Genomic DNA, 21,401 nt, shown 5'->3' on the forward strand with positions numbered 1-21,401 from the left:
CGACTCTGGATAAGCAATAAAGCTGAAACCAAGGGAGGGTATGCTCACTATGAGAAGCATTTCTATGGAGACCGTGGAGGCAAAGCGCGCCGAGATCCTGGCCACTCTGAAGGATCAGACCGCGACCCACGAGCAGAAAGTTACCTATCTGGCCCGTCATGCGGAAAATTTCCTGACCGTGCTGGATGAGCCGGAAGGTCTGGATGAGCTGATGCGCTGCGAACAGGAGGATCGCTGCATCTGCAATCTGTTTGAGGGCGATGCGCCCTATCGCCCCCGTTACATCTGCCCGGACTATCCGAAATTCATGAAAGAGGGCAGCGCGTTCCTGCAGCTGGATCCCCCGAAGGATCTGTTTGAGGCTTTGAACAACCTGCAGATTCTGTATCACAACGTTCCCAGCATCACCAACTACCCCGTATACATCGGTGATCTGGATCTGCTGCTGGAGCCCTTTGTGAAAGATCTTGACGACGAGACCGTGAAGAAGGCTCTGCGCCTGTTCCTCACCAGTGTGGACCGCACCATTCTGGACTCCTTCTGCCATGCCAACATCGGCCCCACCATGACTCGTACCGGCATGCTGCTGATGGAGGTGGAAGCGGAGCTGCAGAACGCCGTACCCAACCTGACCATGCGTGTCAGCAAGGACACCCCGGATGAGTTCGTGATGGCTGGCATCGAGTGCGCGCTGCGCTGCGCGAAGCCCAGCTTCGCCAACGATCGCATGTTCCGCAGCGAGCTGGGCGATGATTACTGCATCGCCAGCTGCTACAACGGCCTGTACAAGGGCGGCGGATCCTACACCCTGTGCCGGCTGCTGCTGGCCGGCATTGCCAAGCGCAGCAAGAACATTCAGGATTTCAAGGAAAATCAGCTTCCCCATGTAATGGACGTGATGGCCCGTTACATGGATGCCCGCGTTCGCTTCCTGGTAGAGGAGAGCGGTTTCTTCGAGAGCAATTTCCTGGCTCTGGAAGGTCTGATCCGCCGCGATCGTTTCAGCGCCATGTTCGGCCTGGTTGGTATGGCCGAGTGCGTCAACGACCTGCTGGCCAAGGAAGGCATCGAAGGCCGCTTCGGCCACAGCGAGGCTGCGGACAAGCTGGGTGTGGAGATTATGGAGCAGATCAATGCCTTCTGCAACGCGCATCCCGCCCCCTACTGCGAGGCCACCGGTGGCCACTACCTGCTGCATGCGCAGGTGGGTATGGATTACGATAAGAACAGCACCCCCGGCACCCGTATCCCTGTTGGCGAGGAGCCTGCCGAGCTGATCGACCACCTGAAGAACATCAACCTGTTCCACAAGTACTTCATCTCCGGCGCCGGCGATATCTTCCCGGTGGATCTGACCGTGCACAAGAACCACAAGTTCCTGCTGGATGTGATCCGCGGTTCCTTCGATCTGGAGATCCGTTACCTGAGCTTCTACGGCAGCGACAGCGACGTGATCCGTGTGACCGGCTATCTGGCCAAGCGTTCCGAGATCGAAAAGCTCGCCGAGGGTCATAACGTGCTGCTGAACACCACCGGCCTGGCCCTTGGTGCCACCCGCAACTGCCACGCTCAGGATCGTCGGGTGCGCTGATATGAAGGCGCTGGTGAATAAGATCATCCCGTTCAGTTCGGTGGACGGGCCGGGCAACCGAACCGCGATCTTTCTTCAGGGATGTAACTTCAACTGTCTTTACTGCCACAACCCGGAGACCATCAACCAGTGCGTGAATTGCGGTCAGTGCGTGAAGGTGTGCCCGGTGGGCGCGCTTTCCATGCAGGACGGCAAGGTCTGCTATGACTACACCAAGTGCGTATTCTGCGATGCCTGCTTCAAGCAGTGCCCCAACAGCTCCTCACCCCGGGTTCGTTCCATGACCCCGGAGGAAGTTATGGTGGAGGTTCGCAAAAACGTGCCCTTCATCCGGGGAATCACGGTGTCCGGCGGGGAATGTACCCGCTGGAGGGATTTTCTGGTGGAACTGCTGGGCATCGCCAGGGCTGAGGGGCTGTCCACTTTGCTGGACAGCAACGGCAGCTACGATTTTTCTCAGGATCCGGAACTTCTGGCCGTGACCGATGGCGTGATGCTGGACATCAAGGCCTGGACCAGCGAGGATCACAAGGCCGTCACCGGGGTGGACAATACCCAGGTGCGTGCCAATCTGGAATTTCTGGCCCGAGCCGGCAAGCTGGAAGAGCTGCGTACCGTGGTGGTTCCCGGCCTCTTTGATGCCGAGACTGCGGTGCGTGAGGCATCTGCCGTTGCTGCCCCCTGGCAGGACAAACATCCCATGCGGTACAAGATTATCTGCTACCGCCCCATGGGCGTGCGGGAGAGCGAAAAAGAGCGCCTGCAGCAGCCCACAGCGGAATACCTGCAGCAGCTGGCCGACCTGGCCCGCGCACAGGGCATCCGCGATGTGGTGATCACCTGATCGCCACTGTATTCCTGAAAAACAGGGAAGTGCACAGGCGCTTCCCGGAACCGACGGGTATTGCCCGCAGACCGGGCAGCGCCTGCCGGATATGAAACCGCTTTGCACCCCGCACGCAGGCCGATGACGCGGGTGGGGCGCAGGGTGAAAAGGAGGCTTATTTTTGGACAATCCACATCTGGACCTGAACACTGTCGTGGTGGACATGCGGAACATCACCAAAAAATTCGGTGACTTTACCGCCAACGACGGCATCCAACTCACCGTACACAAGGGTGAGATCCACGCCATTCTGGGCGAGAACGGCGCCGGCAAAAGCACGCTGATGAATCAGCTGTACGGCATGTATCCGCCCACCTCGGGTGAAATTTATATCAAGGGGCAGAAGATCCACATGGACAGCCCCAAAAAGGCGATCAGCGCCGGCATCGGCATGGTTCACCAGCACTTCATGCTGGTGCAGCCTTTCACCGTTACACAGAACATCGTATTGGGCATGGAGCCTCAGAAGGGCATTATGCTGGACATGGCCACTGCGCGCAAAAACGTGGAAGCCATCTCCAAGAAATACGGCCTGGCGGTGGACCCCGACGCGAAGATCGAGGATATTTCCGTGGGTATGCAGCAGCGCGTGGAAATTCTGAAAGCGCTGTACCGCGGCGCGGAGATCCTGATTCTGGACGAGCCCACTGCTTCGCTGACCCCCCAGGAGATCAGCGAGCTGATCGACATTATGCACAGCCTCACGGCGGACGGCAAGAGCATCATTCTCATCACCCACAAGCTGAAGGAAATCAAGGCTTCGGCGGATTACTGCACCATCATTCGTATGGGTAAGTACATCGACACCGTGGATGTGAGCAAGGTGAGCGAGGATGATCTGGCCAGCATGATGGTGGGCCGCAACGTGAACTTCAAGGTGGACAAGCAGGAGCAGGAGCCCGGCGACGTGGTTCTGGACGTGAAGGATCTGCATGCAGTGGACTACCGCGGTGTGGAGATTTTGCGTGGTCTGAACCTGCAGGTGCGCAAGGGCCAGATTCTGGGCCTTGCCGGCATCGACGGCAACGGCCAGACCGAACTGGTGGAGTGCATCACCGGTCTGCGCAAGGCCACCAAGGGCGCCATCACCGTGAATGGTACCGACGTATTCAACAAACCGCCCCGTTACGGTTTTGAGCACGGGGTGTCCAGCATTCCGGCGGACCGTCAGAAGCACGGTCTGGTGCTGGAGTTCAGCGTGGCCGACAACATGGTCCTGCAGAACTTTGCCGAGGACAAATATTCCAGCCACGGCATCCGCAATATGGACGCCGTGAACAGCTTCACCCAGGAAGCCATTGAAAAGTTCGACATTCGCCCCCGCGACTGTCTGAATAAGCCCGCGGGCACTCTGTCCGGCGGCAACCAGCAGAAGGTTATTATCGCCCGCGAGGTCACCAACAACAAGGACCTGCTGATCGCGGTGAACCCCACCCGCGGTCTGGACGTGGGCGCCATCGAGTATGTGCACAAATATATCGTGGAGCAGCGTAACAAGGGAAAGGCCGTGCTGCTGGTGTCCTTTGAGCTGGACGAGATCATCAGCCTTTCAGACGAGATCGACGTGATCTTTGACGGGCGGATCAACGGCAGTCTGCCCGGAAAAGATGCGGACGAAAATACCCTTGGCCTGTGGATGGCGGGAGGTAAGGCGGATGAATAAACTGGAAAAATTCCTGAACAGCAAGTTTCTGGTAACTCTGTTCTCGATCTTGCTGGGCTTTGTAGTGGGTGCGCTGTTCCTGCTGCCCATGGGCATCAGCCCCATTGAGGCCTATGCCAAGCTGTTCGATGGTGTGTTCGGCAGCGTGCGCAACATGGCATACAGTGTGGTGTATGCAACTCCGCTGATCTTTACCGGTCTGGCGGTGGCGTTCTCGTTCCGTACCGGCGTGTTCAACATCGGTGCTGAGGGTCAGTTCGTCATGGGCTCCATGGCTGCCTGCGTGGTGGGTATCCTGGTGCCGGCACCTTCCATCATTCTGGTTCCGCTGTGCTTCCTGGCTGCTTTGGCCGTGGGCGCACTGTGGGGTCTGATTGTGGCGTTCCTGAAGGTTAAGTGGGGCATCAACGAGGTGCTCAGCATGATCATGTTCAACTGGATTGCCTTCTACCTGTCCAACTATATTGCGGATCTGCCCATGATCCACAATGAGGGCAATGCGGAGGCCACCAAGAACGTACAGGACGCTGCCCGCATCCTGTTCCCCCAGGCCTGGCTGGACGCTCTGTGCCCCGCTTCCAACTGGGGCATTCTGCTGGCTGTGCTGGCTGTGATTCTGATTTATGTGCTCATTGAAAAGACCACCCTGGGCTACCAGCTCAAGGCAGTGGGCTTTAACCGTTCGGCTGCGGAATACGGCGGCATCAGCGTGAACAAGTCCATCTACATTGCCATGGCAATCTCCGGTGCGCTGGCCGGCATGGGCGGCGCCATCCAGCTGCTGGGTATGGGTAGCCGTATCAGCATCTTTACTGCACAGGAGAGCTTCGGCTTCCAGGGCATCAGTGTTGCGCTGATCGGTGCTTCCAACCCCATCGGCGTATTCTTCGCCGGTCTGTTCTACGGTGCACTGAAGTATGGCGGCTCCAAGCTGAACCTGATCGGTGCTCCGTCCGAAGTGATCAACATCATCATGGGTACGGTTGTATTCTTCATCGCCATCTCCCATGTGTTCCGCTTTGTGAAAAAACGCAAGAGCAAGAAGGGGGAGGCATAAGCAATGGATCTGATCATCAACAACCTTGGCATCATTATTTACGCCACCCTGCTGTTCACCCCTCCGCTGCTGTTCGCGGCCATGGGTTCCTGCTTCTCTGAGCTGAGCGGCGTGGTGAACATCGGCATTGAGGGTATGATGACCATCGGCGCCTTTGTGGGCGCTGCTGCCGGCCATTATACCGGCAATCCCTGGCTGTCCTTTATCTGCGGCGGTCTGGCCGGTATGCTGTTTGGTGCGCTGCATGCACTGGCTACCGTAAAGCTGAACGCAGACCAGACCATTTCCGGTACTGCCATCAACTTCCTGGCACCCGGCGTTGCTGTGCTGATGGCCAAGGCGCTGTTCAACTCTTCCGATACGGCGCCTCTGGATTCCACCAGCAAGATTCCCACCCTGTTTGCCGATACCTTTACCGGCGGCGGCGTGTGGAACAACTTCCTGAAGAACGTATTCTCCACCTATGCCACCACCTATCTGGTATTCATTGTGCTGATCATCGTATGGTTTGTGTTCTACAAGACCCGTTACGGTCTGCGTCTGCGTGCCTGTGGTGAGCATCCCGAGACCTGCGATACCCTGGGTATCAATGTAATCCGCATGCGGTTTTCCGCTGTGTGCATTTCCGGTTTCCTGGCTGGTCTGGGCGGCGCCTGCGTGACCATGGCCACCATGAACCAGTTCCGCCCCACCTCCATCGTGGGTCAGGGCTTCATTGCCATCGCGGCCGTTATCTTCGGTAAGTTCCGTCCGCAGGGTGCCATGATCGGCTGCCTGCTGTTCGGCATGTGCTCCGGTATCCGCGTGGTTGTGGGCAGCAATGCGATGGTTTCCGCGCAGCTGATCTCCATGATCCCCTATGTGGTCACTGTGATCGTGCTGATCCTGTTCGTTGGTAAGGCTCATGTGCCTTCCGCCAACGGCAAGCCCTATGTGAAAGCAAAATAACAAGGAGGCTGCGGCCCTATGCGTATGTTTGATATTATCGCGAAAAAGCGCGATGGCGGCGTGTTGAGCCGCGAAGAGCTGGAATTTGCGGTGATGGGCTTTGTGAACGGTCAGGTACCGGATTACCAGATGAGCGCCCTGCTTATGGCAATCTACCTGAAGGGTATGACCGAGAAGGAGACTGCCCAGCTCACCGACGTGATGGCCCATTCCGGCGATATGGTGGATCTTTCCTCCATTTCCGGCATCAAGGCCGACAAGCATTCCACCGGCGGCGTGGGCGACAAGACTACTCTGGTCATTGCGCCCATCGTGGCTGCCTGTGGCGTGAAGATTGCCAAGATGAGCGGCCGAGGTCTGGGCCACACCGGCGGTACGGTGGATAAGATGGAGGCCGTGCCCGGCACCCAGACCGCCGTGGATCGGGAGCGTTTCTTTGCGCAGGTGAACGAGATCGGCATCAGTGTGATCGGGCAGAGCGGCAATCTGGCCCCGGCGGACAAGAAAATGTACGCCCTGCGGGATGTGACTGCCACCATCGGCTGCGTTCCTCTGATTGCTTCCTCCATCATGAGCAAGAAGCTGGCCGCCGGGTCTGACTGTATCCTGCTGGATGTGAAAACCGGCAACGGTGCTTTCATGAAAACGCTGGACGATTCCATCGAGCTGGCCAAGGCCATGGTGAGCATCGGTCAGCACAACGGCCGCAAGGTGGCTGCCCTCATTACCGATATGGACACTCCGCTGGGCCATAACATCGGCAACAGTCTGGAGGTCATCGAGTCGGTGGAGGTTCTCAAGGGCCACGGCCCGGCAGATCTGACCGAGGTGTGCTATCAGCTGGCTGCCAATATGCTGTATCTGGCGGGCAAGGGCACGCTGGAAGGGTGCCGCCGTATGGCGGAGGAAGCTGTTGCCAGCGGTGCGGCTTACGAAAAGCTCAAGCAGATGTTTGCTGCACAGGGCGGCGATGTGTCTGTGCTGGACGATCCGGACAAGTTCCAGAAGGCGAAGTTCAGCCGTCCTCTGCTGGCCGGTGAAAGCGGTTATCTGGTGCGCATGAACACCGAGATGGTGGGCAACGCCAGCGTTGGTCTGGGTGCGGGGCGTATTACCAAGGAAGATGTAATCGACTTCGCGGCAGGCATTGTGCTGCACAAAAAGACCGGAGACAAGGTGGAAAAGGGCGAATGCCTGGCCACCCTGTATGCGGATCATGAGGAGAAGTTCGACGCAGCGGAAGAAATGTTCCGTGCGGCGCTCACCTTCGGCCCGGCTCCGGAGCCGGTTCCCGCGCTGGTCATGGCTCGTGTAACTGAGGAAGGCGTGGAGCGGTTCTGACGTTTCTGCGCGTTCGGAGCAAGAGCAACAAACAAGGCCCGGCGGATTTTCCGCCGGGCCTTGTCTTTTGGAATTGCAGTTCTTGCTATGTTGCAAAGCCATACACAGGAACCCGATGCCGTGAAAAACAGCAGGAGGTGCCCACCGTATGGGGGCCCATAAAATAAAAACAAGAGCCGCCCGGCCTTAGCCAGCAAACGCTGGCGGGCCGGACGGCTTTTGTGGTTCTTGCTCATTTTTGGGGGATAGGGCAGAGAGCGCTTATTTCAGCAGCTCGCACACTGCCTGTGCGTAAGCTACGGGGTCCTCGATGGGCATGCCCTCAATGAGCAGCGCCTGATTGTACAGGATGTTCGCATACTTGCCCAGCTTTTCGGTCTCGCCGTCTGCCTGAAGCTTCTTCAGAGTCTCAAATACCGGGTGAGAAGCATTCAGCTCCAGAACCTTTTCGCTCTTGGGGGCGGGCATGTCGCCGCTGTTGGGCATGGAATTCAAAACTTTTTCCATCTCCAGGCTCAGGGGGCCTTCACTGGCGATGCAAACGGGATGGCTCTTCAAACGGGTGGACAGGCGCACAGCAGTCACCTTGCCGTCCAGAGCGGTTTTCATGGCCTCGAACAGGTCCTTGTTTGCCTCGCTGGCTTCTTCGGCGGCCTTCTTTTCCTCTTCGGATTCCAGACCCAGATCGCCGCTGGAAATGTTCTTGAATTCCTTCTCCTTGTCCTTCTCGCCGTAGTGGCGCAGCACCTGCAGGCAGAATTCATCCACATCCTCGGTGAGCAGCAGCAGGTCGTAGCCCTTGTCCAGCACCAGCTCGGCGGCGGGCAGTTTGGCCAGGCGCTCGGTGGAATCACCGGCAGCGTAGTAGATGTACTTCTGATCCTCGGGCATCTTATCCACGTATTCCTGCAGGCTGATCAGCTTGTTTTCCTTGGCGCTGTGGAACAGCAGCAGATCCTTCAGCAGGTCGCTGTTGGCACCGTAACTCTCGTAGCAGCCGAATTTCAGCTGGCGGCCGAAGCTCTTGAAGAACTCGTCGTATTTCTCACGGTCGTTGTTCTTCATGGCGTTCAGTTCGTTCTTGATCTTCTTTTCCAGGCTGTTGCGGATCAGCTTGAGCTGGCCGTCCTTCTGCAGCATCTCACGGCTGATGTTCAGGCTCAGGTCCTGGCTGTCCACAATGCCCTTCACGAAGCTGAAATGATCGGGCAGAAGGTCGGCGCACTTGTCCATGATCAGCACGCCGGAAGCATACAGCTGCAGGCCCTTTTCGTAGTCGCGGCTGTAATAGTTGAAGGGGGCATGGCCGGGGATGAAGAGCAGAGCATTGTAGGTGGCGGTGCCCTCGGTGCGGCTCACAATTACCCGGGCAGGATCGGTGAAGTCGTAGAACTTATCCTTGTAGAACTGATTATATTCCTCGTCGGTTACGTCACTCTTGCTGCGCTTCCACAGGGGAACCATGCTGTTCAGGGTCTCCAGCTCAGTGTAGGTCTCGTACTCGGTCTTGTAATCCTCACCGGCGTCGGCGGGGCGCTCCTTAGCACGGGTCTTTTCACGCTCCATGCGGATGGGGTAGCGCACATAGTCGCTGTACTTCTTCACGATGTGCACCAGATTGTACTCGTCCAGGAACTCATCGTAGTTCTCGTTCTCGGCGTTTTCCTTGATCACCATGATGATCTTGGTGCCCACGTCCTCTTTGTCAGCCTCGGTGATGGTGTAACCCTCAGCACCGGTGCTCTCCCACTGCCAGGCAGTGTCGCTGCCGAAGGCGCGGCTGATCACGGTGACGCGGCTGGCAACCATGAAGGCGGAGTAGAAGCCCACGCCGAACTGACCGATGATGTCGATGTCCTCGGCTTTGTTGTCCTTCTTGAAGTCCAAGCTGCCGCTGCGGGCGATGGTGCCCAGGTTCTCTTCCAGCTCTTCCCTGGTCATGCCGATGCCGTTATCGGTCAGAGTCAGGGTGCGGTTTTCCTTGTCCAGCTCCAGCAGGATCTGATAATCCTCCTTTTTGGTGGTGACGCTGTGGTCGGTCAGGCTCTTGAAATAGAGCTTGTCGATGGCGTCACTGGCGTTGGAGATCAGCTCACGCAGGAAAATCTCCTTGTTGGAATAGATGGAATGGATCATCATGTCCAGCAGCTTTTTGCTTTCGGCCTTAAATTCTTTTACAGCCATGATTGAACGCTCCCTTTTATGAAAAAGTATTGTAAAACAAAAAAGATTAGCACTCGTTATGTTTGAGTGCTAATCTAATATACACCTTTTTGAAGAAAACTGCAAGAGGGTTCACAAAAAGTTTAAAACTCCTTGCGGCTGTAAATGCGGGTGGCGATGGCCCAGCAGAGCAGATACACCAGAATGCAGCACACCGGCATCACCACAGCCCAGCCCCAAATGGCCAGATCCCCCAGAAACAGCGTTTGCAGCAGACCGGGCAGGGCAAAGCTTTGCAAAAGATCCAGCTTGCCCAGCGCGAACAGACAGCCGAACACCGCCGCAGCGGCCAGCAGCACCGCAGTGCGGGCTTTCTCCACGCCATACTTATAGGAAAGCACCAGAGAAACGCCGAAGTAGGCAAGGCAGACAAAGGATACCGCAAACAGGCTCAGCAGGTTTTCCAGAAAAGGAGTGCCCTTCAGCAGGGTCAGCAGACCGCACAGCAGGGTTCCGATTACAAAGCTGATGAGCAGCGCCAGGGTGATGAGGATAAACTTTGCGCCTACGATCTGCCGCTTGCTCACCGGCAGGCTGGCAGCGTACAGATCCCATTTGGAATAATTGTCAATGGTCAGCCCGCTCAGAATGTAGAAGCCGGAGATCCAGGCAAAGAAGAACACCATAAAGGTGAGATCCATCGCCAGAGCCATGACGCTGTAAAGCACCAGAACAAGGGCCAGATTTTTATGGTAAGCGTGCCAGAGAATGAAGAAGTCCTTTTTCAGCAGGCCGATCATTGTGCATCCCTCCCGGTATAAAACTGCATGATGTCCTCGATGCTGGCCCGGTCAATTACCGCGTCCGGCAGCGCCCGGCGGGCGGCCGCTGCATCGCTGACCAGCGTTTCGCAGGTAAAGCCGGTTTTGCGTGTGGCGACTTTAAGCCGATTGTCCAGTACTTCCAGCTGTTCCGGGCTGCACCGCAGAACGCCGTACTTTTCCAGCAGCTCGTCCCGATCCATCTGGAACAGCAGTCGCCCCTTGCGCAGGTAGGCGATGGAATCCGCCACCTTTTCCAGATCGCTGGTGATGTGGCTGCTCATCAGAACGCTGTGGCTTTCGTCCTGAATGTAGTCCCGCAGGTAGTCCAGCACCTCGCCGCGCACCACCGGATCCAGGCCGCTGGTGGCTTCGTCCAGAATCAGCAGCTTGGGTTTATGCGCCAGAGCGGTGGCCAGCCGGAACTTCATCCGCATGCCCTTGCTCATATCCTTGATAAGCTTTTTCTCGGGCAGCTGGTAGTCGTTCAGCAGACGGGCGAATTCGGCGCTGTCCCAGCCGGGCTGCAAACTCTTCATAATGCTGTTTACCTGCCGTGGGGTGAGGGTCTCGTAAAAGAAGGAATCCTCCATCACCACGCCGATCTGGGATTTGTCCAGTCGGTCGGGGTCGGTGCAGCCCAGCACCTCAATGCTGCCCCCGTCGGTGCGGATGGCTCCGAAAATGGCCTTCAGCGTGGTGGTTTTACCTGCGCCGTTTTCGCCCACAAAGCCCACGATGGTGCCGGTGGGCACGGTCAGGTCCAGATTTTCCAGCGAAAAATCCTCGTAATGCTTGCACAAGCCGCGGATGCAGATCGCGTTTTCCATAGTATCAGTCTCCTTCCAACAACAAATTCAATGTTGCCAGCACCTCCGCCTTGCTGATGCCCCCGGCCAGCGCGGTGTCCACCGCCTGCTGCAGGTATCCTTCCATCTTTTTCAGGGTCTCCTCCCGGTGCAGCTCCATATTCTGGGGTGCAACGAAGCAGCCCTTGCCGGGCACCGTGTTGATGAACCCGGCCTTTTCCAGATCTTCATAGGCTCGTTTGGTGGTAATCACGCTGATGCGCAGCTCCTTGGCCAGCAGCCGGATGCTGGGCAGCGCCTCGCCTTCCTTGAGCCGGCCGTCGAAGATGGCGGCGCGGATCTGGTCGGTGATCTGGGCATAGATCGGCTTTGGGCTGGAATTGCTGATGTAGATCTCCATCAGTATTCCTCGCTTTCCCTTTGGGCAACACCGTACCATTCACGCCTGGCGGCTCAGGCGGCGTATCACGCCAAAATTTTCCGTGATATTTTCCAAAAATGCTCGCCAATCCAGCCAAGGATTGCCTGCGCTTTTTGGTTCATCTCACGAAAAATTTTCCGGTGCGCTCCACCACCTGGAATGATGCGGTGCTGCCCTTTGATTTTGCCAGACTGTACATATCTGACATATACAGTATATACACGTATATACACGGTTGTCAAGGCTTGAAAAGAAAAATCTGAAAAAACGCCAAAACAACCCGGTTGGATAAGAACATGATACAATTTGGATACGAACCCCGGATATCATCAAATCACAGGGCGGATATCCGCACTGGAACAGAGAAAAGAGGAACCCCAATGAATCCCATTTTGATTGTTGACGATGAACGCCTCATTGCCGAGCTGATCGAGCTGACCCTGTTGCAGGCGGGCTACCAGTGCGAAATCGCGCTGGACGGCGATACTGCGGCAGATAAAATCGAAGCCGGCCATTACGACCTGATCCTGCTGGACATTATGCTGCCGGGCGTCAGCGGTTATGAGCTGATGGAATACATTCAGCCCACCGGAACGCCGGTGATCTTTCTGACCGCCAAGGGCATGCTGGCGGACCGGGTGCGGGGCCTGCGCATGGGGGCGGACGATTACATGGTAAAACCCTTCGAGCCACTGGAGCTGCTGGCCCGGGTGGAAAGCGTGCTGCGCCGGACGGGCCGGGGCAGTGGGCTGTTGCGGGCCTTCGACGTGGTGGTGGACCCGACAGCCCGCCGGGTGGAAAAGAACGGCATGCCGGTAGCCCTCACGCCCCGGGAGTTTGATCTGCTGGTGCTGCTTTTGCGCAACCAGGGCATTGCCCTCTACCGTGACGTGATGTACGAGCGGGTATGGGGCGGCGAGGAGGAAGCGGGCAGCCGTACGCTGGATTTGCATATCCAGCGGCTTCGAAAGAAGCTGGGCCTGGCGGAGAAAATCAAAACCGTATATAAGGTAGGTTATTTACTGGAGGTGGAAACGTGAAACTGGCAGCCAAGTTGACATTTGCCATCCTGCTGCTGTTGGCGCTTCTGCTGAATCTGGGGGCGGCCTGGCTGATCGGCAGCGGATTTTCCGCTCAGTTACAGGCGGCGGCGCAGCAGAACGCAGCCGCACATCGGGCGGAGTGCTATCAGCTGCAGAAAGAAATGATCGATACCCCGGAGCTGGAGACTCAGCCCGCTCTGGTGACCCGATACGGGCAGCAGCGTACCGCGCAGGCGGGGGAGGGGCTGGCCATCCTCAGCGAAGACGGCGCTTTCCTCTATTCCGGCACCGGAATGAAAAACGGCTGGCAGCCGGTGCTGCGGTCGGTGGACGCCGGGGCGGACAGCATGACCTACGCCAAAGAAGGAACAAACGTCTGGCAGCTGTTCGCCAGCCCGGTGCAGTGGCAGGGGCGAACCCTGTGGCTGGTGAGCAGCTGCGATGTGAGCGAGGTGTTCCAGCTGCGAAACCAGCAGCTGGTCGGGTTTGTTCGATTGGAACTGATCGCCTTCGTCGGGGTGACGCTGGCAATATGGGCGGTGAGCCGCCGCCTCACCCGGCCGCTGAAAACGCTGGAAGAGACCAGCAAGGCCATTGCCGCAGGGGCATACGACCGGCGTACCGGTATGACCGGAACCGATGAGGTAGCGGGCCTTGCCGCCAGCTTTGACGCCATGGCCGAGGCGGTGGAGCAACGGGCACAGCAGCTGGATCTGGCGGTGCGCCAGCGGGAGGATTTTGTGAGTGCCTTCACCCATGAGCTGAAAACCCCCATGACCAGCATGCTGGGCTATGCGGATCTGCTGCGCAGTGCTGAGGTGAAACCGGAGGTACGCCAGCGGGCGGCGAATTACATTTACCACGAGACAAAGCGGCTGGAAGCTCTGAGCGCCAAGCTGATGACCTTTATAGCGCTGGACCCGGAGCATAAAACGCTGGAGCTGCGCCCGGTTTCGCTGGCGGTGCTGGCGGAAAAGGCTGCCCGTACTTTGCCTGAAACCTGCCCGGTGCAGCTGTGTTGGCAGGGCTTTGAAACAGGCTGTGTTCTGGGGGACGAGGAACTGCTCACCGCCCTGCTGGAAAACCTGATCAGCAATGGCGTGCGGGCCGAACCGAAGGACGGACTGGTGCACATTAGCGCCTGTGCAAACAGCGGACAGGTGGAGATCACGGTGCGCGACCGGGGCCGGGGCATCCCGCAAACGGAGCTGGAACGCATCACCGAGCCCTTTTATATGGTGGATAAATCCCGCGCCCGGGCTCAGAATGGCAGCGGTTTCGGGCTTGCGCTCTGTGACCGCATTGCCCGGCTGCACGGCACACAGCTGGAATTTGAGAGCCAGCCCGGTGAAGGCACCGCAGTGCGATTTACAATAAAGGAGGCGGGGGAATGAAACGAAAAGAGCAAATCAAAACGGGTCTTTTCTGTGTCGGTGTATTGCTGCTGGTGCTGGCCTGTATGGCGCTGCCCTCTGTCTTCTGTGCCATGCAGCAGGGAAGGCTGCTGCAAACCAGTCATTCCCGCCCGGCGGAGGAGAATGCTCTTTCCCGGCAGGGGCAGGAGAATGCGCTGGCGAAGCTGCTGTATGACCGGCAGTTCCTGGCGGGCACAACGCCGGAGTGGGATTCCACCGGCTGGCAGATGTTGGAGCAAACCGAAGAAGAGCAGGCGAATTCGATTGGCGCGGCACTGGAACATCTGCGGCAGGAAGGCCTGCTGAACGAAACACAAACCTCGGCAGCGTACGGGCTGCTTGAAACCGAACAGCCCGATGCCCGCAAAACCGCACTGCGGGATGCGGCAGGCTTCGTGCGCTATGAGTGGAGCACACAGACCGAAAGCCTTTTGATGGAGCTTGGCCCCGGTGAAGAAGTGGTGCGTCTGCGGTGGAACGGCGGCAGCGGACAGCTGCGAGCGGCTGAGCTGTTGGAGACATACAAACGCTTTTTGAACGTGACAGAATTTACCGACTGGCAGGACCTTTCCAGTGAGGATGGCCATCTTGCTGCTGCCTATTCCCCTGCGGCGCAGCTGTATGTGTACGCGTCGGACAGGGGCGGCACAGAGCTTGGCGCAGAGCATAAAACGCCGGAGCAGGTGGCCGCGGCAATGAGTGGAGAAAAGGAGAGAACGGCATGAACAGAAAAATAAGAGCGGCTGCGCTGGCGCTGAGCCTTCTGCTGCTGGCAGGCTGCAGCACGCAGCCTGCTCAAAGCGAAGTGTCCACGGAAGCGACCGTGCAGCCCACCGTAACGGGCGCTTTATACCAGACTGGCGGAAGCAGAGGTGTGGACTGGAGTATCAAGGGCGAGACTGCCTTCACCGTAACCCGCAATGAGCAGGGAGCTTTTCTGCAGGCCATCGATCTGACCGATGGCAGTTGTGCGCCGCTCTGCTCGCAGAAAGGATGCACCCACAGCGGCGCGGATTGCCCGGCCTGGGTGAAGGAACAGGGCACGCTGCCCTATGTGAACTGCCTGGAAAACGGTGATCTGGTTTTATATTATCTGACCAGTGAGGAGACGGGCGGCAAAGCTGCCGTGGAATTGAGGGCAGCGGATGGCACCCTGATCCAGGCGCCTGCAGCCTTGCCGGAGGAAGGGCAGGGCTGGTCTCCTTCCGGATTTTACAGCGACGGCAAAGATTTATATGTGGTGCGGGAGGATCGGTGGTATCAGTCCGGTTGGCTGCCTTTGTATCGGCTGTACCGCATTCATACGCAGGCGGGCGATGCTTTCGGAACCATGGAGGAAACAGCAAGCTGGCAGCTGGAAAACACCTCGATCCTCACCGGGCAGACTGCCGGCAGCGGATTACTGGTTTGCCAGCTGGCCGACGACGGGCAGTTTCTCAGCGAACTGCTGTGGAATGGGGAAATACGTACTATCCGCCAGGCGCAGCCCCAGCAGGTATTCTGGACAGCCCAGTATTCCGGCAGCCTGGAACCGGAGCCTGCCATCTGTTTGTACGATAGTATGAGCGGCCAGCTGGAACGGCTGGATCCTGCCACCAGCGAGAGTGTGCAGACTGCTGCGCTGGAACCGGGCCTTTCGCTGGTGGGAACACCATTCTGGCTGGAAGATACATTATATGTGGGGATGTTACGGGAAGGCGGAGCAGAACAGGCGTTTGCTATCCATAAGGATGGAGCCGTGGAGCCGATCACACGCCAGACCAGTCGAAACGGTGCAATCTGCCCGGCGGTTCCGTCGGCTGTGATTGACGGCAGGCTGCTGGTACAACTGAGTGAAACCATGGTGGAAACCGGTTACCGGGATAAGGATGGAAAACTGGTTTCCGGTCAGACCAGCGAATTCCGCTACGGCCTGTTCACGCCGGAGCAGTATATGGCAAACGATGCGGAATGTCTGCCCATTCAAGGGGCGTTTTAAGGAGTGAGCAACAATGAAAAAGCATATCCGAGCGGCGGCATTGGTGGTTAGCCTGTTGCTGCTGGCAGGCTGCGGTACCGCCCGGAGCCAAAGCGAGCCGATCCCGGTAGCGGAGCAGACGAATACGGAACAGACACTGGGAGGGCTGCATCTTGCGCAATCCACTCAGGGAGACGCAGGGATCTGGATCGTGTCCGGCGATCAGGCATTTCTGACGGGAGAACGGCAGGTCGATGGGGGATACCTTCTGCAATCGGTGGATTTAACGACCGGACAGCGGACGGTTCTGTGCAAAAAAGCGGGCTGTGCCCATTCCGACCGGGGCTGCGATGCATGGCTGCGCAGTGATGCATTCCTTCAGATGACGGAGACGGAATCGGGGGCGCTGGCGCTGTTCTGGCAGCTCGATGGCGAAGCGGCGGTGGAGCTGCGGGATCAGAGCGGAAAGGTGCTCCGTTCGCAGACAAAGATTCCCGCATTGCCGGTGAGCGGTCCCGTGTATCAGGATGGCAGCAGTTTGTATTATATGAGCAGCGCCGAGCAATACCAGAATTTGTGGCAGGTCAATGTGGAGGATTCTGAACAGTTCGGCCAGTGCGAAGAAGTTTGCCGCTGGCAGCTGGGGGAAAATCCTTATCCGCTGCTTTGCACAGAGGATGGCATCGTGGTGGAACAGACCAGCGGCACCGGAGAAGAGGAAAATCAGGGGACGATCTGCCTGTATCTGCTGCGCTGGGATAACACGGTGCAGAAGATTTTTGAACAGGATCTGGCTCAGGGTATGATCTGGAAAGCGGAGGGAGATACGGCGCTGTTTGCTTATCAGCGGGCAAGCGGAATGCTGGAGCAAATCAACCCGGCCGATGGAACGCTGACGAAATTTGCGCAGGTGCAGCCGGGCATTCGATATGCAAACCCGGTCAATATGACCCAGAACCGGTTGATTTATGGCTGGAATGACGGCGAAGCCCACGGACAGAGCTGGGTGGAGCAGAATGGCCAGCCGGTGGAGATCAAGGCGCTTTCCCGCAGTCACAATGGAAGCGTAACGGATGCCATTGTGCTGCAGGTGTTGGGAAACGGACGCCTTCTGGCAGATCTGGGAGAGCTCGAATATCCCATCGCAGAGACCGGTACGGATGGCAAGGCCTTTTCTATAAACACCAGCGAGCGGCTGTATGGTATTTTTACGCTGGATGAATATTGTCAGAGTGGAAAGGAATATCTGTCGGTTCAGACGGAAGCGGAATTCTGACGCTCAAAAACAGCCCGCCGGGCAGCGCATGCAGAATGCGTCACCCGGCGGGCTGTTGATTCAGAAAAAAGAGAAGGATTACCGGCCCAGCAGCTTGCCCAGCTTTACCTTCAAAGCGGTGTAGCCGTTTTTGGCGTCGGAAGAAAAGTCGGAGGCAATCTCCCACTTCCAGCGCTGATTGTCGAAATAGAGCACATCGCCCTCACGGCCGGTCAGGGCCTTGGGCAGGGCGGCGGGGTCCACCAGCGGGTCGAAGGGCTGCTGGTAGGTGAGCACCCCGTCCGGAGAGATGCTGGCCCACACGCCAAACACAAAGCAGGCGCCTTCGCCGTAGCAGAAACGTTCAAAGCGAACTTTCCCATCGTAATAAAAGGAAAGGCAGTCGCGAAATTTGTTCAGATATTCCTTTTCGTAGCGGCGGCCGCAGTTTGCACCCGCCAGCTCTTTGGCAGAAATGTTCATGGCAGTTTCCCTTCCCGCGGCCGGGCCGCAAACAGGCGGCCAGGCATGCGGCGTTTGTTTTTCTCATTATAACAGGTTTGCGGATTTGCCGCCAGAAAAAGCGTGAAAAAAGGGCGAAAAACCAGTTCGAAAAAAACTTTAAAAAATGTGAAAAAAGCTGTTGACATTTCTCGATTCATGCCGTATAATAAACAACGTCGCTGATGCGGCAACGCAAAGATGGCCCGGTAGTTCAGTTGGTTAGAACGCTAGCCTGTCACGCTAGAGGTCGTGGGTTCGAGCCCCATCCGGGTCGCCATCTTGCTGCTATAGCTCAGTCGGTAGAGCGTATCCTTGGTAAGGATGAGGTCAGCAGTTCAAATCTGCTTAGCAGCTCCATGGTAGAGCCCTTTCGGAACTTGCCGAAAGGGCTCGTTTTTTTGCCTCCAAACAGAAAACTTTTTGACCGAAAAATGGGTCAAAAAAATTATCAAAAAATCAAAAATACTTGTTGACAGGCTGCCCTTTTTTTGGTATAGTAATAAGGCACCCGGCGAACGGGGCAACAGAATAAAGGGGTATAGCTCAGCTGGTAGAGCAGCGGTCTCCAAAACCGCGTGCCGAGGGTTCGAATCCTTCTGCCCCTGCCAGAAGCCCGTGAATGCGAAAGCGTTCACGGGCTTTTTTGTTGCGTTTAACAGGGATAATCTTGGGGATACACCCGGGTGAGAGATGCAAAAAGCAATCCACGCATATATAAAATTGGGAAAAAGATGCTCTAAGGACAAAGTTCGTTGTTTATACAATTGATTTTACTGTGGGATATGATACACTTAAGCTACACAGGTAAGCCTGGAGGAAAGGAAGCGATCCCGGCGAACGTTGTTGAAAGCGGCGGGAGATTCCCACCCAAAGGAGAAAATGTATGTATGAATTAAGCATGTTGTTTCTGTATTTTATCATCTACGCCTTTTTGGGCTGGTGTGCTGAGGTTGCCGTTACCGCGGTAAAGCAGCGTCGTTTCGTGAACCGAGGCGTGATGAATGGCCCGATTGTACCGCTGTATGGTCTGATGGCAACTCTGGCGGGCGTTTTTCTGGAACCGGAAGAAAACAATCTTCTGGTCTTTGTGTTGGGTGCTGTGGTGCTGTGTACTGCCGTCGAGGTTGTGGCCGGCGTCATTCTGGAACGGCAGTTCGGCCGCCGCTGGTGGGATTACTCTGATCGCCCCATGAACCTGAAAGGCTATATCTGCCTGGAAAGCTCGCTGATCAAGGGTGTTCTGGTAGCTCTGGCGGTGCGTTTCCTGACGCCGGTGCTGCACTGGGGCCTGAGCTTCCTGCCGGCCATTGCGCTGCAGATTCTGGCGCTGGTTCTGGCGATCATTCTGGCAGTGGACGCGCTGGTTATGGTATATGGCGTACATGCGGTGCGCCGTCGCTGGAAGATGAGCGAGCCCATTGCCGAATATCTTCAGCAGGCCAGCGAAACCATTGGCGATGGGCTGACCACCCGCACGCTGGGCTGGTATCAGGGATATCAGAAGCGGCATCTGGCCAAGGCCTTCCCCAATCTGACCCGACTGTCCGCTGAGGACGAACGCCCTGACGCCAACGTGTTTGCGGCAGGCATTGGCTTCTATAAGCTGTTCTGGCTGTTTTTGATTGGTGCCTTTGTGGGTGATCTGATCGAGACGGTGTTTGTGTGGGGCACTTCCGGTGTTCTGATGAGCCGCAGCAGCCTTCTGTATGGTCCGTTCAGCGTGGTCTGGGGTCTGGGGGCGGCGATCCTCACTGTGGTACTGCGCGGCCTGATGGACAAGAGCGACCGTTACATTTTTGTGGGTGGTGCGCTCATGGGCGGCGTGTACGAGTACATGTGCAGCGTGGTTACCGAAAAGCTGTTCGGCAAGGTGTTCTGGGATTACAGCAAAATCCCTTTTAACCTGAATGGTCGTATCAACCTGTTGTATTGTGTATTCTGGGGCATTGCCGCAGTGGTCTGGGTGAAGGAGGTTTATCCCCGCATCTCGGCCCTGATCGAGAAAATCCCCATGAAGGTGGGCAAGATACTCACCTGGGTGCTGGTGGTTTTGCTGGCAGTGGATGTGGCGCTCTCCTGCATGGCGCTGGGGCGCATGGACCAGCGGGAAAAAGGTATCCCCGCCACCAATGCGGTGCAGCAGTTCCTGGATGAGCAGTATCCGGACGAGTACCTCACCCAGCGGTATCAGAATATGAAGCTTGCGGGCTAAAGTGCCCGAAACAAAAACAGCGCTCTGGTGAAAAACCAGAGCGCTGTTTTACTGTTCACAGTTCGAGTTGCTCGGGAAACGCTTCCCTGCGCAAAATGCCCCACATTTTGTCGATGTAGGCCAGCGTATAAAAATTTTCGTAATGATGGTAGTAAAATGCCCCGCGGGGTGTCATATGCCAGATACTGTTTTCCTTTTTTATGAACCCAAGCAGCCGGGCCAATTGCAGTTCAGCACCGTACACCTTGCTTAGAGGAACACCGAAAAAACGCTCAAATGCCCTGGGGTCTACTTGGGTGCTGTATGCCGTCCAGAACAGATAATAGACCATCCGCTGACGGGCGGTGAAGCGAAGGGTCAGCGCGGTGGGAAGAAAACCGGCATCCACCTGGCGGCAGTATTCCGGTACCGAAAAGGTGTTGATTTTGAACTGATCTCGCAAAAGGGTGGTGGCTGAGCAGCCAAACCCCAGGAAATTATCCCGAGTCAAGGAAGAATAGTTGGCCTGCCCGTTTTTGGCAAAGGTCCAGATGGAGGTACGAACATACCCTCGGTGGGTACAGTAACGGGTGATGGCGTCCAGTAGAGCGCGCTTTTGCCGCCGGGGCATGGCGGGGATGGTGCTTTCGGTAAAGGTGAAATCGATGAAGGGATAGATGGCCACATGATTTGCCCCGTTCCGGAAGGCTGTGTCGATGTCTGCTCGCAGATCCCGGAAGGTCTGGCCGGGAAGGGCAAAAATGAAATCCATCGAAACGGTTTCAAACGGCACCCGCGCCAGCGCTTTCCGCAAAGTCTCTGCATTTGTGTCAGACCGCCCCAGAATCTTCTGGAATTTTGGCTGGAAGGACTGTACTCCGATGCTGATTTTGGTTACGCCCGCAGCCTTCAGGGTGCGCAGCACGGGTGGGGTTACGTCGGCGGGATGCAGTTCCACCCCGATGCCCTGGCTGACGGTAAAATGTTCTTGAAGTGCGGCGATGATTTCGCTCAGGCGGTTGGCGGCAAGAGCGGGAGAGCCGCCACCGAAATACAGGCTGGTCACGGCTTTTTTGCCGGGGTGCTGGCTGCCCACCAGATGAATCTCACGAATCAGAGCATCGATGTACCGGTTACAGAGGTCCTTGGAGTAAACCACCTTGCAGTAGGGGCAGAAATTGCAGATGCTGCGGCAGAAGGGAATATGCACATAAAGGCCCAGATTCTCGCAATGGGAAAACCGGAGTTGCTGGTCGGCCTCGTTGTAAAAACGGAAGGGCTGCACCGAGCGGGTCAGCCACATCCGGGTCAGGGTGGTTGGCAAAGACATGGCGCA

18 protein-coding genes and 3 tRNA genes are annotated in these 21,401 nt (G+C 57.0%); 15 read left to right on the forward strand and 6 right to left on the reverse strand.

The genetic code is table 11. The features are described 5' to 3' along the window. The first annotated feature begins 64 nt into the window (after nucleotides 1-64). The 6 genes from EDD77_RS04795 to EDD77_RS04820 all read left to right on the forward strand — a co-directional run bounded on the left by EDD77_RS04795 (nucleotide 65) and on the right by EDD77_RS04820 (nucleotide 7,486). Nucleotides 65-1,591 (forward strand): YjjI family glycine radical enzyme, encoded by a 1,527-nt coding sequence (locus EDD77_RS04795; protein WP_341439675.1) that lies wholly within the window; start codon nucleotides 65-67, stop codon nucleotides 1,589-1,591. A gap of 1 nt (nucleotide 1,592) precedes the next feature. Beyond that, nucleotides 1,593-2,435 carry a YjjW family glycine radical enzyme activase gene (locus EDD77_RS04800; protein ID WP_058966661.1) on the forward strand — a complete coding sequence of 281 codons (843 nt, stop codon included), beginning with the start codon at nucleotides 1,593-1,595 and terminating at the stop codon, nucleotides 2,433-2,435. A gap of 205 nt (nucleotides 2,436-2,640) precedes the next feature. After that, on the forward strand, nucleotides 2,641-4,140 hold the full coding sequence (locus EDD77_RS04805; protein ID WP_058967221.1) for an ABC transporter ATP-binding protein: 1,500 nt from the start codon (nucleotides 2,641-2,643) through the stop codon (nucleotides 4,138-4,140). Further along, nucleotides 4,133-5,197 carry an ABC transporter permease gene (locus EDD77_RS04810; RefSeq protein ID WP_058966659.1) on the forward strand — a complete coding sequence of 355 codons (1,065 nt, stop codon included), beginning with the start codon at nucleotides 4,133-4,135 and terminating at the stop codon, nucleotides 5,195-5,197. The genes EDD77_RS04805 and EDD77_RS04810 overlap by 8 nt, the downstream gene beginning before the upstream one ends. A gap of 3 nt (nucleotides 5,198-5,200) precedes the next feature. Then, nucleotides 5,201-6,145, forward strand: a complete 945-nt coding sequence (locus EDD77_RS04815) for an ABC transporter permease (protein ID WP_058966657.1) — start codon at nucleotides 5,201-5,203, stop codon at nucleotides 6,143-6,145. A gap of 18 nt (nucleotides 6,146-6,163) precedes the next feature. Continuing rightward, entirely contained in the window at nucleotides 6,164-7,486 is a 1,323-nt protein-coding gene (locus tag EDD77_RS04820; protein WP_058966655.1) for a pyrimidine-nucleoside phosphorylase, read from the forward strand. A 261-nt stretch (nucleotides 7,487-7,747) separates the two neighbouring features. Here the strand turns inward: EDD77_RS04820 and htpG are convergent, their stop codons facing one another. From htpG to EDD77_RS04840, 4 genes are all read right to left on the reverse strand, one after another. Next, entirely contained in the window at nucleotides 7,748-9,670 is a 1,923-nt protein-coding gene (htpG, locus tag EDD77_RS04825) for a molecular chaperone HtpG (RefSeq protein WP_058966653.1), read from the reverse strand. 122 nt (nucleotides 9,671-9,792) lie between these two features. Then, nucleotides 9,793-10,449: an ABC-2 transporter permease gene (locus EDD77_RS04830; RefSeq protein WP_058966651.1), complete on the reverse strand. Its 657-nt coding sequence runs from the start codon at nucleotides 10,447-10,449 to the stop codon at nucleotides 9,793-9,795. Beyond that, entirely contained in the window at nucleotides 10,446-11,300 is an 855-nt protein-coding gene (locus tag EDD77_RS04835; RefSeq protein WP_058966649.1) for an ABC transporter ATP-binding protein, read from the reverse strand. The genes EDD77_RS04830 and EDD77_RS04835 overlap by 4 nt, the downstream gene beginning before the upstream one ends. 4 nt (nucleotides 11,301-11,304) lie before the next feature. Next, entirely contained in the window at nucleotides 11,305-11,679 is a 375-nt protein-coding gene (locus EDD77_RS04840; RefSeq protein ID WP_058966647.1) for a GntR family transcriptional regulator, read from the reverse strand. Between the two features lie 401 nt (nucleotides 11,680-12,080). On the opposite strand from EDD77_RS04840, the gene EDD77_RS04845 reads away from it, so the two are divergent. From EDD77_RS04845 to EDD77_RS04865, 5 genes are read left to right on the forward strand one after another with little or no spacing between them, the layout of a single operon-like run. Next, nucleotides 12,081-12,740 (forward strand): response regulator transcription factor, encoded by a 660-nt coding sequence (locus tag EDD77_RS04845; RefSeq protein WP_058966645.1) that lies wholly within the window; start codon nucleotides 12,081-12,083, stop codon nucleotides 12,738-12,740. Further along, nucleotides 12,737-14,137 carry a sensor histidine kinase gene (locus tag EDD77_RS04850; RefSeq protein WP_058966643.1) on the forward strand — a complete coding sequence of 467 codons (1,401 nt, stop codon included), beginning with the start codon at nucleotides 12,737-12,739 and terminating at the stop codon, nucleotides 14,135-14,137. Before EDD77_RS04845 ends, EDD77_RS04850 begins: the two co-directional genes overlap by 4 nt. After that, complete coding sequence (locus tag EDD77_RS04855) at nucleotides 14,134-14,883, forward strand: hypothetical protein (protein ID WP_058966640.1); 750 nt, start codon at nucleotides 14,134-14,136, stop codon at nucleotides 14,881-14,883. The genes EDD77_RS04850 and EDD77_RS04855 overlap by 4 nt, the downstream gene beginning before the upstream one ends. Next, entirely contained in the window at nucleotides 14,880-16,136 is a 1,257-nt protein-coding gene (locus EDD77_RS04860) for a hypothetical protein (protein ID WP_058966639.1), read from the forward strand. Before EDD77_RS04855 ends, EDD77_RS04860 begins: the two co-directional genes overlap by 4 nt. A 13-nt stretch (nucleotides 16,137-16,149) precedes the next feature. After that, a complete protein-coding gene (locus tag EDD77_RS04865) occupies nucleotides 16,150-17,391 on the forward strand; it encodes a hypothetical protein (RefSeq protein WP_058966637.1) in 1,242 nt (413 codons plus the stop codon). Nucleotides 17,392-17,469: 78 nt separating this feature from the next. Here EDD77_RS04865 and EDD77_RS04870 read toward each other — a convergent pair whose 3' ends face one another. Further along, nucleotides 17,470-17,853 carry a hypothetical protein gene (locus EDD77_RS04870; protein WP_058966635.1) on the reverse strand — a complete coding sequence of 128 codons (384 nt, stop codon included), beginning with the start codon at nucleotides 17,851-17,853 and terminating at the stop codon, nucleotides 17,470-17,472. Nucleotides 17,854-18,074: 221 nt separating this feature from the next. On the opposite strand from EDD77_RS04870, the gene EDD77_RS04875 reads away from it, so the two are divergent. The 4 genes from EDD77_RS04875 to EDD77_RS04890 all read left to right on the forward strand — a co-directional run bounded on the left by EDD77_RS04875 (nucleotide 18,075) and on the right by EDD77_RS04890 (nucleotide 20,086). Then, nucleotides 18,075-18,151: transfer RNA gene (locus EDD77_RS04875), tRNA-Asp, on the forward strand. A gap of 4 nt (nucleotides 18,152-18,155) precedes the next feature. Further along, a tRNA-Thr gene (locus EDD77_RS04880) sits at nucleotides 18,156-18,231 on the forward strand. A gap of 175 nt (nucleotides 18,232-18,406) precedes the next feature. After that, a tRNA-Trp gene (locus tag EDD77_RS04885) sits at nucleotides 18,407-18,482 on the forward strand. 275 nt (nucleotides 18,483-18,757) lie between these two features. Then, nucleotides 18,758-20,086, forward strand: a complete 1,329-nt coding sequence (locus tag EDD77_RS04890; protein ID WP_058966633.1) for a putative ABC transporter permease — start codon at nucleotides 18,758-18,760, stop codon at nucleotides 20,084-20,086. Between the two features lie 55 nt (nucleotides 20,087-20,141). Here EDD77_RS04890 and EDD77_RS04895 read toward each other — a convergent pair whose 3' ends face one another. Then, nucleotides 20,142-21,395 carry a coproporphyrinogen-III oxidase family protein gene (locus EDD77_RS04895; protein ID WP_058966631.1) on the reverse strand — a complete coding sequence of 418 codons (1,254 nt, stop codon included), beginning with the start codon at nucleotides 21,393-21,395 and terminating at the stop codon, nucleotides 20,142-20,144. Nucleotides 21,396-21,401: the final 6 nt, after the last annotated feature.

Origin of the sequence: Allofournierella massiliensis (assembly GCF_004345265.1) — a bacterium.
GTDB classification, from domain to species: Bacteria; Bacillota; Clostridia; order Oscillospirales; family Ruminococcaceae; genus Allofournierella; species Allofournierella massiliensis.